Below are 9,518 nucleotides of genomic sequence, written 5' to 3'. Positions count from 1 at the left end.
GACAGAACCCGAATCCAGATACGCATGACATCAGCATCGCAGGGCGATCCCGGGGTCTTACAGGGGCACGAGGCCGGATTGATACCACTCGACGCGCTCCCGTCCGGAACCGATCGTTTCCGGCCAGTCGCCCCCTCCGTATTCTTGGCGCATGAGTCGCGCCATCTCCGCCGTCGTCCTGGCCCTCGCCGTACTCATGTGGGCGGGGGCGCGTCTGCCCTCCTCTTCGCAGAGTCCTGGTGGCGAGTCATCGGCGTCGTGTGCTTTGCTCTCGCCATCCCACTCGCCATCTGGGCAGGGCGCGCACTGCGCCAGCCCAAGCGGTCTGAACCCTCTCGATAACGATCGTTTTCGATGAGGACCCGCCCTGGCAGAATTGTCCCTCATCGTCGGATTGCTGCCAGATGGCGTACTTCGCCGACTCAGTCATCGCCCCGTACCCCTACGCGACGCAGTCTCCGACGGAGTCCGCTCGTCGCCTCAGCGTCACCGCTTGGGCTCTCCATACGACTGATTCTTAATCTCAGTTACTCAGCGCCAGAAGCCAGAACACCGCACTCACGGATAGAGAAATCAGACCGATGATGGCTGCAAGCTTTGCCCGACCTCGGCTTTCCACCGACATGGCCTGCATGGAAACGATGATGCAAACGAGGGCGAGCGCGAGGCCAAGACTCGCCACGAGCTGAAAGCCTCCCACTACCCGCACGCTCCCGTCAGGCTCAGGAGCAGAGACGGGCCGCCCGTAGCGAAGGACACAGCTCCCCCCACCCAGCCCACGTAACCTGCCACAGAAAGACCACCAGTTACCGGCGCACTCACCGTCGCTGCTATCCCGGCGCCAATCAGGCCGATGCCACCCGCGATGTAGCTGATGGCGGTCAGCGTGTTGTTCACGGCGGTGCAGGTGTTCCTTCCGGTGGGGTCGGTGTTGTTGATGGGGTCTGCGCCGGCGTAGGCGTAGCGGTTGGCGTTGTTGGGGTCGATGGGTGCGTCGAGGGTGTCTTGCTGGGTCCATCGGCCGATCGACGTGTTGTACCAGCGGTTGCCGAACAGGATCCATCCGGTGGCGCGGTCTTGGATGCCGCCCTTGAACAGGAACGGGTTCTGACTGGTGCCGGCGCCGCCGCTGGTGGAGGTGAGGGTGGGGAGCCCGTACGGGTCGTACTGGTAGGTGTATCCGGTGCCGCCGATGTCTCGGACGATGGCGGTGGGGTTGCCGAGTCCGTCGTAGACGTAGAGGCTGACGGTTCCGGTGGAGGTGCGCAGCATCAGCGGCTGCCCCGTCACTGGGTCGTTCTCCAGGTACGCCGTGACCGACCCGACCTGCGCCTGCTCGAGGATCGGCTGGCCGACCTGGTTGGTGCGCCCGTAGGTGAGTTTCCGGGTCGCGGTCTCGTTCTGCTGCTGCAGGATCTCGACCTGACTGGTCCCGGCGTATATGTACGTGAACGACCCGGCACTGGTAGTGACTCCGGTCATCTGTTCGGCGCCGTTGTAGGTGTACGTGCCGGAGGGGTCGGCGGTGAGGTTTCCCGCTCCGTCGAAGGTGTACCCGGCGGTGGTGACCTGGTTCGCGGCGTTGAAGGTGAGGGTCTGCGAGCTAGTCGTGCCGCCGGTCGCGGAGGCGGAGAGCCGGTTCCCGCGGGCGTCGTACGTGTACGTCCACGTCGTCGGGTTCGTCCCTCCTGCTTGGGTGGCGGAGGTCAAACGCCCGGCGCCGTCGTAACCGTAGGTGGTGGACTGGCCGGTCTTGTTATCGAGCTGCCATTGCAGCTTCGACCGGTCCCCGCCCGTACCCGTCGAGCAGGTGGGGGCGGCGGTGCCGGTGTGTAGCAGTAGGAGATGTCGCTGACAGTGACCGGGGCTCCACCGCTGTTGACCGTTTCGGCGATCGCGCGGGACACGCGCCCGGACTTGTCGTACTCCTGCTTGCTGTGCGCCTTCCAGGCGGTGTTGCCGGTGTTGGTGTCCAGCCACGTGTCGGTGCGGCGGCCCTGGTCATCGACGGCGAAGTTCAGCAGGCCCGTCCCGGAGTTATCGGGGTAGGTCATCGACACCGGGATCCCGGACGCGTCGAACGCGTTCGTGGTGGTGCCGCGGCTGTCGGTGGTGGAGGTGAGGTTGGAGGCCTTGTCGTACCCGTAGGTGATGGTGCCGCCGTTGAAGGTGTTCACCCGGGAGGTGAGGCGGCCGAGCTGGTCATACCCCCACGTGGTCGTCCCGTTCCCATCAACCCGGGTCTTCTGCCGGCCGTTGTTGTCGTACGTGTTGGTGACCGTCGCCGTCCCCCGGTGAACGCCGTCGACAGCAACCGGTCCGCGTTGTCATACGTGTAGGTGAGGGTGACACCCTTCCCATCGGTCGCGGTCCGAACCCGACCGAACGCGTCATAGGTGAACGCCTTCGCACCCAGCGACGACCCCGTGACCGGAGTCAGCGCGTTGAGCTGGAAATCAGCGTTGTACCCGTAGGTGGTGACGTTGGACCCGTTGCCCGGGGCGAGGGCGGTGGCGACAGTGCCGTTGGCGTTGTACGTCAACGTCGACGTCGCCGCCAGAGCGTTCGAGGAACTCAACGGGTTCCCGGCACCGTTATAGGTGTACGTCGTGGTGTTCCCCGACCCGTCCGTCGACGACGACGGCAGATACTTCGTCGACGCCGCCGTGTTCGCATAAGCGGCGGACTGCGTCGCGCCCGTCGGGGACTGCACCGCCGTGCGGGAATCCCCACCGTTGGCGCCATAGGTTGCGGTCGCGGTCCCCGCAGTCGCGCCGGTACCGCTCGTTGCGGTCGCGACATCACCGTTGCCGGTGTACGTCGCCGCACGCTGACGGCCCATCTCATCGATGGCGCCGGTGACGAGCTTCGAAGTCGCATTCACCGTGTACGTGATGCGGGGGACGGTGTTCACCGCGGCGGCCTGGTTCATGTTCGGCTGCGCGACAAGCGTCTGCGTCGCCGAGGGGTACGCGAACCGGGTGACCGATGCCCCCGGCGACCCCGCCGAGGTGTTCGCGCGGGAGATGGAGGTGACCTTGCGGGAGTTCTGATTGTCGTACGCGATCGTCATCACCCCGCCATCAGGTGCCATGATCGAAGTCAGCGTGTTCGCCGGCCCGTACCCGAACACGGTGTCCTTGCCCGTCAGGTCGGTGATCTTCGTCAGATTCCCCGACCCATCACGGGTGTACACCATCGACCGCGACGAACCACCCGAAGACTGCGACACTGTGGTCGTCGTGGCCGTTGTGGTAATCGTCGCCGTCCGCGCAGCTGCCGGGCCGGCCGTGGAAGTGACAGTCATATTCGACCCGTAAGCCAGGGCGGTCACGTTGCCGTTCCGATCCGCGATCGACAACGCACGCCCATCCGCGTTGAACGTCGCCACGACACTGGACTCGCGGAATGTGAGCCGGTAATCGGTACCGACCTTCACCAGATCTGCCTTCACCCCCGCCGGGGTGTTGAACGCGGTCGTCGACCCCATCACCGGGGCGAACGACCAGCGGGTCCCATCGGCTGCGGTGTACTCCACCACACCCGACGCCGCACCGGAGTTGAGGCCGCCGATGCCCTGCACACCGAACGTCCACCGCGACGTCGGCACCGGACTCACCGGACCATTCGTCGGGGTCAGGGAACTGTAGGACTCACTGATCCCCACCTGCTGCGTCACCCCCGGAAGGCTGAGGCCGGTGGTCCTTCACCCGGAAGTTACCGGTACCCACGTCCACGAACGCGGTCACCGAATCCGACACCGGGAACTCAAGCTCCGTCCCACCCGGACGATCCCCGCCCGCACCGACGTCATACCCACCCACCGGGAGACCGAACGTCACCACCAACGGCACCGCGGACGAAGGCGACACCGCCGTGAACGTCAACGCGGCCGCGAGCAGCGCTGCGCTGAAACCGATCGACCGAACCCGAAAAGAACCCCGACGAGACAGCACAGAACCCACAACGCCCCCGAACAGCCAAAACCCCAATGATGACCACACACCGGCCTGCGCAACTCTGCGTAAGCGGCGGCTCACCGTACCGCGAACACCCAGCCCACGCATAGGAAAACTTTCCAGGGCCACCGTTTCGGTTCAGAGCCAGCCGCAAACGTCCGCCAAAACCAGGTTTCGGACGCCGTTTCAGGCAGGCCGCCGAAGCCCGTAGACACAGGTGTCCCGATAACGATCGTTATCGGCGCGGTTGACGGCGCCCCGCTAGTTCGGGGGTTGTGGTGATCAACCGAGAGACGCCTACGATGCGGGATGATCAGGCGCCGCCGGGCCCGTCCAGGGCTGGTGGGGCGTCCGGCACCACCCGGACGCCCCACCGCAGGATGCCGGAGGGAAGTGGCACCCCGCCTACCGTCACCCTCGCGGGGCGGTAGCTTGTTCGCGCTCTGGGCGGCGCGGTATGGCGTTGACTATTGCGTCTACGATCACGAATCCGGCGAGGGTGAAACCGATCAGGGGAACGCGAATCCTATGCCGATTGCGACCGCGACGACGATCGCGATACCCCACCACGGGGCGGTGTCGAGGGCGCCGTGTCGGGGCGGGTTCCCGACCTTCGCGCCGCCGCGGGCGGGTCTGCGTTTCCACCACATGAGGTAGCCGAGGACGACCATTGTGGCGATGCCTGTGGCGAGGAGGAACATCACGATCTGGTTGGCGATACCGAACATGGTTCCCATGTGGATCGCGATGCCCCAGGTTGCGAGCTTTGCGGGCAGCGAGAAGTTGGCGAAGTCGACCCGGTCAACGACCTGCATGGTCGTTCCATCGATCGCGACGGCGTCGGCTTCGGTGGGGTAGCCGCGATCGATCTCTTGCACTACCCATGCTCTGCCGGGTTCTGCGGGAGGGAGGATCTGGACCAGCCCGGTATTCACGTTTACACGTTGCGCGATCGCGAGGACCTCGTCGAATGTCGCGGGGTTGGCCTGCCCCGTGGGCGCCGCAGCTGCACCACCGTGGTGCGAGTGGTCTCCGCCGCCGGATGCTTCCCCGCTGAGGTTGGTATTCACCGCGGGGTGCCCCAGTCCAAAGCGGTTCTGAGGCCCGAGACGTTTGCGCCGGCGTAGGTGGACCAGGTGATGCCTGTGGCGGAGAGGAACAGGGCGCCGAGGACCACCCAGATGCCGAGGGAGGTATGCCAGCTGAACACGCGGCGGTATCCGGTGTGCTTGCGAGCGGGGCGGATGAAGTCTCTCTTTGTGCGTGACTTGCGGATGCGGATGATCCAGAGCGCGAGCCCTGCGACGACGACGATGCCGAGCCAGGAGGCGGCGAGCTCGCTATAGAGACGGCCGGGTTCGCCGAGGTTGAGGTTTCGGTGCAGGTTACTCAGCCAGGTGCGGAACGGCAGCGATCCGCTGGTGCCGTATACGGTTTCGTCGCCGCGGATCTCACCGGTTCCGGGGTCGATGAACACGGCTCGTGATTCGCTGCCGGCGAGCCCTTCTTGGGCGAACATCACCCGGGCGGTGTCGCCGGGTTCGGGTGCAGGCCGGACCGCGGACAGGGCCGCTTCCCCGCCGATGTGGTCCTGAGCGATGGTGATCTGTTCGGCAAGGGTGAGCTGGGTATCCGTGACCGGGGCATGGAGTTGCCGCTGGTAGATGCCTTGCTCGAGCGTTGGGGCGATGGCGTAGAGGGCGCCGCTGAGCGCGGCGATGAGGATGAACGGGCCGACGAGGATGCCGGCGTAGAAGTGGATACGGAGCATGAGAGCTCCGAACCAGCCGCGCCGTCTGCGGGGTGCGGGCGGCGGGGTGTCCTGGTCGGACACGGCTGTGGCGGTGGTGGTCATGGGTGCTTTCAGGTGAGGAGGGTTTCGCCGATGTACCCGCCTTCGGCGCAGCCGGGCGGGATCGCGAAGACAGCAGAACCGATCGGAACAGTCCACTCGTTGAGGAGGTCGAGTTCGTCGAGGCGTCTCTGCAATGGGGTGAATTGGGCGTCGACGTCGGCTTGGAAGGACACGAAGATCAGGCCGGAGTCCGACACAGACCCGTTTCCGGGTGGGATGTCGTAGTTGTAGGCGCGGCGGAAGATCCGTTGACGGGTGTCATCGGATCGAGACCGGCGGACGTGGGAGAACTCGGGGATGACGGGGAACCCGATCGTGGTGGTGGCAGTGAAGTCCGGCTCGTCGTGCTCGTTCGTCCCGGTCAGCGGGGCCCCGTTGGTGAGGTTCCGTCCGACGGACTGTTCACGTCCGGGACGGTCTAGACGGTCCCACTTGTCCAGGTCCATGTGAATGCGACGCACGACCATGCTCGTGCCACCGGTCAGCCACCCGCTGGTGTTCCACACGAGATCGTCGAAGTCCGTCGTGCCCGGTTTCGGGTTCGTGGTGCCGTCGACCTGGCCGAACAGGTTGCGCATCGTGGTGCCGGGCGCGACCGACCCGTAGCCCTGCCGGAACCCTTGCTGCACCCACCGCACCTCCGCGAAGCTGCGGGTGTCTTTCAGCATCATCCGCACCGCGTGGGCGAGGGTGATCGGGTCATCCGCTGCAAGCTGGATGAGCAAGTCACCGTCGGAGAACTCCGGCTGCAACCGGTCAATTGCGAACGCCGGCAGCGGCCGCAACCAGGCTGGCCCGCTCCCCTGAGCACGCTCAACGAACCGAGGTCCGAACCCGAACGTGACTGTGAGCCGCGCCGGGGTGGCTGCAAGCTCCGGTTCAGAGTCCGCAAGTGCGGGCACGCCCTGCGTGAGGCGGGCGGCGTCGTCGGTGAGGATTCGCATGAGCCGGCGCAGCCCGTCACGGTCAACGTCGTCGTGGAGGTCGAGGGCGATAAAAGTGCCATTGGATTGGGCGTCGGTGTCGATACCGGCTTGATGCACTCCGTAGAACGGCACGACGGTATCGCCATTGAGGGGGACGGACGCGCCCGCTTCAACGGGTGGCTGGTTCTGGTTGAGGGCAAGGTCGATGCCGATCGCGGCGGCGGCGCCGACGCCGGCGACGGCTCCTCCGAAGAGGAACTGTCGCCGGGTCGCGCCTTTTCGACGTGCGCCCTCATCGGGCACTGTCATCAGTGATCCATTTCCATGTCCATGTCCATGTCGCCGCCCTCGTAGTTCTCGTTCGCGCCGGAGTAGTCCTTCACCGGAGCGGTGAACTCGTACGTCGAGTCGTCGGAGAACGTCAGGGTGAACGTCACCTCATCGCCGGCGACGAGCGGGGCGGTGAGGTCCATGAGCATGATGTGGTTCCCGCCGGGCTCGAGGTCCATCGACCCTCCCGCGGGGATGACGAACCCGCCCTCGATCTGGCGCATGACCATCTCGCCGGACTCGTTCTCGACGGTCTCGTGCAGCTCGAGCATCGACGATGCCTCCGTGGTCGCAGAGACAACGGTCACGTCGGCGTCGGAGTCGTTGGTGAGCTCCCCGAAAGCCGCCGACATTCCCGAGTCAGCTGACTTCACCCAGCTGTCGGTGATCTGGACGCTGTCGCCGGCAATCGACGCTGCGGCTGCTTCTTCCTCGGTCGGGGTTGTGGAGGAGCATCCGGCAAGGATGAGGGTGGCAGCGGCAATGAGGGTGCCGAAACGGATGCTGTTGGTCTTGGTGTTCACAGGGGTGCCTTTCACGAGCGTGTCGACCCGGCCGTGTGCGCGGGGTCGTTGGTGCCGCCGGTGTCGCGTCGAGCGAACCGGCGGCGGATGAAATGGATGGCGATGAAGACGACGGCCGCTACGGCCGCGCCCCAGCGCCGATGAGTGCGATGCGGACAGCGCCGCTGGTTTCCTGTGTTCCCTGATCCGTTGTGTCATCGCCCGCTGCGAGAGCCCCGGGGTGGGGGTGGCCGCGGCGGTGCGGGTGAGTGGCTCGGCATCACCGATCGTGAACGGAATCAGACCGCTGATGGGGTGCCCGTCAGAGGACACCACCCGCCACCGGATTTCGTAACCGGCAACGGGCATCTCCGGGTCGACCATCACCGTGACCCGGCCCATATCCACTGCCGGCTCACCCAGCACCCAGTCCCGGCCCTGACCGTCGGCAATGATCACCGCGGCCCCTACTGTCATCACGTCGGCTGAGAAATCTAGCGTGATATCCGCCGGGGCGCCGGCGAGCCTGTCGCCTGAGGCAGGGCTACTCCCCACCAGCTCGTCGTGCGCGTACGCCGGAGACGCGAACGCCAACGACAGCAGCGCAGCGGCCGCAGCAGCCGCCAGAAGAGTACGGATACGAGACATCGGACCACCGTTCACAAGCACACCCGCGACGCGGGCACGCAACGCATGCCGGGGCAGGCAGCCCGCAGCCGCCCGCTCAGCGCACAGAAACATCGCCGCAGCGCAGCGATAGGAAACTCAGAGCGCCGACAGCGAGGGGGGCCCGCGACGAGATACCGACGCGAACGGAAGCACGCTCGTCAGCACGAGCGTGAGGGAGAAAACAGGTGCGATTCTGCGGCGGGATGGGGCGAGCACCAAGCCCACCAGACGGGCGAACACGAGCCTGACCCACGATCGCAGCTTCGCAAACAGCTCAAGCATCGAGCGCGCCGCGCGCTCTCCCCGGTAGAGGGCAGCGACCGTGACCGCGGCGGCTACCCCATGAGCGAGCCACATCGATACATCGCCGTGCAGAGCGGACGTCATCGCGCCACCGCCGGTCATCACCATTGAATGGGCATGGCTGTGGTGACCCCCGACGCTGCTCGAACCGCTCGGCGAGAAGGACCCCAGCACGAACAGAACGTGGAACAGGGACTGGCTCAGCATCACGGCGAGGGTGAGACGCGCAAGCGAAAGCGCCCGGCCCGCGAGGAGCACACACACGAACAGCGAGAGAACCCACGGCACGACGACACCGAGGACCCCGGGGACCGTGCCACCCGCCGCAACGTGAGACATCAACGCGATGAAAGTAGCGAACGACGAAGCGAGCAACCCCCGCACAACGCGGGGCCCCCTCGACGAACGCATGCGCCCATTGTGTCAGCTTCAAGCAGCCTGATGCCCCGAACCTACGCCGCCGACCGACCAAGCGACGCCGCGGCACCCCAGCGCGGGCTTTCCACCGAAAAGGGCCACCACAACCAGGTACCGGCCCACGTTTCTGGCGGTGGTCCCGAGCGTCCTTTCCGTGGTGCGCCGAAATCGATCGTTTGCGGCGTGGCTCCGGGGTGGAGACTTGGAGTGTGCGAGCACAGACGATTGCCTACAGGCGAACCCTCAGACGCGTCGTGGCCGTTCTCAACGAGGCTGATCCATACGGCCTCGAGCCCGGGACGCCGGAAGGTGCACCGAAAGACGAGTACGAGATGGAAGCGGTCGACCTGACCCGCATGCTTCTCAAGAATGGTGTCGTGACGACCCAAGAGGTCGAGAGAGTCTGGATGCGTTGGTTTGACGAATCCCTCGCTCAGCGGATCGGAGTGCCGCAGCTGACCCGTCTAGTTGACAGGCTGAACGCACTCGTTGGCGGCCCGCGATAGTCGTCGGTCCGGGAAGTAGGTAGGTCCTCTCGACCATGCAGGCTCCGCCA

8 protein-coding genes and 1 pseudogene are annotated in these 9,518 nt (G+C 65.7%); all 9 read right to left on the bottom strand.

What is annotated here, in order from left to right; translation table 11 throughout:
* Positions 1–523: 523 nt before the first annotated feature.
* The 9 genes and pseudogenes from C1N74_RS16485 to C1N74_RS16305 all read right to left on the bottom strand — a co-directional run bounded on the left by C1N74_RS16485 (position 524) and on the right by C1N74_RS16305 (position 8,956).
* The gene (locus tag C1N74_RS16485; protein WP_181405610.1) at positions 524–682 is read right to left on the bottom strand and encodes a hypothetical protein; all 159 of its coding nucleotides are present in this window, start codon (positions 680–682) and stop codon (positions 524–526) included.
* A 17-nt stretch (positions 683–699) separates the two neighbouring features.
* Entirely contained in the window at positions 700–1,776 is a 1,077-nt protein-coding gene (locus C1N74_RS16340; RefSeq protein ID WP_375538063.1) for an RHS repeat-associated core domain-containing protein, read from the bottom strand.
* The gene (locus C1N74_RS16735; protein ID WP_258318049.1) at positions 1,707–2,177 is read right to left on the bottom strand and encodes a hypothetical protein; all 471 of its coding nucleotides are present in this window, start codon (positions 2,175–2,177) and stop codon (positions 1,707–1,709) included. Before C1N74_RS16735 ends, C1N74_RS16340 begins: the two co-directional genes overlap by 70 nt.
* A gap of 110 nt (positions 2,178–2,287) precedes the next feature.
* Positions 2,288–2,842, bottom strand: a pseudogene (locus C1N74_RS16810) (hypothetical protein); the annotation flags it as partial.
* Between the two features lie 1,626 nt (positions 2,843–4,468).
* A complete protein-coding gene (locus C1N74_RS16805; RefSeq protein WP_375538062.1) occupies positions 4,469–5,029 on the bottom strand; it encodes a PepSY-associated TM helix domain-containing protein in 561 nt (186 codons plus the stop codon).
* On the bottom strand, positions 5,026–5,814 hold the full coding sequence (locus tag C1N74_RS16800; protein WP_375538061.1) for a PepSY-associated TM helix domain-containing protein: 789 nt from the start codon (positions 5,812–5,814) through the stop codon (positions 5,026–5,028). Before C1N74_RS16800 ends, C1N74_RS16805 begins: the two co-directional genes overlap by 4 nt.
* Before the next feature lie 8 nt (positions 5,815–5,822).
* A complete protein-coding gene (locus C1N74_RS16320; protein WP_137751089.1) occupies positions 5,823–7,049 on the bottom strand; it encodes a Dyp-type peroxidase in 1,227 nt (408 codons plus the stop codon).
* Positions 7,049–8,221: a copper chaperone PCu(A)C gene (locus tag C1N74_RS16745; RefSeq protein ID WP_309147432.1), complete on the bottom strand. Its 1,173-nt coding sequence runs from the start codon at positions 8,219–8,221 to the stop codon at positions 7,049–7,051. The genes C1N74_RS16320 and C1N74_RS16745 overlap by 1 nt, the downstream gene beginning before the upstream one ends.
* 117 nt (positions 8,222–8,338) lie before the next feature.
* On the bottom strand, positions 8,339–8,956 hold the full coding sequence (locus tag C1N74_RS16305) for a hypothetical protein (protein ID WP_137751088.1): 618 nt from the start codon (positions 8,954–8,956) through the stop codon (positions 8,339–8,341).
* Positions 8,957–9,518 lie beyond the last annotated feature (562 nt).

This window comes from Microbacterium sp. SGAir0570, assembly GCF_005491085.2.
Classification (GTDB): Bacteria; Actinomycetota; Actinomycetes; order Actinomycetales; family Microbacteriaceae; genus Microbacterium; species Microbacterium arborescens.
The sequence above is the reverse complement of the archived record's forward strand: the minus strand, read 5'-3'. Positions and strand labels throughout refer to the sequence as shown.

Excerpts from the sequence above, each read along its gene's own strand:
- C1N74_RS16745 (WP_309147432.1), bottom strand. The coding sequence starts at position 8,221 with ATGTCTCGTATCCGTACTCTTCTGGCGGCTGCTGCGGCCGCTGCGCTG.
- C1N74_RS16800 (WP_375538061.1), bottom strand. The coding sequence starts at position 5,814 with ATGACCACCACCGCCACAGCCGTGTCCGACCAGGACACCCCGCCGCCC.
- C1N74_RS16305 (WP_137751088.1), bottom strand. The coding sequence starts at position 8,956 with ATGCGTTCGTCGAGGGGGCCCCGCGTTGTGCGGGGGTTGCTCGCTTCG.
- C1N74_RS16320 (WP_137751089.1), bottom strand. The coding sequence starts at position 7,049 with ATGACAGTGCCCGATGAGGGCGCACGTCGAAAAGGCGCGACCCGGCGA.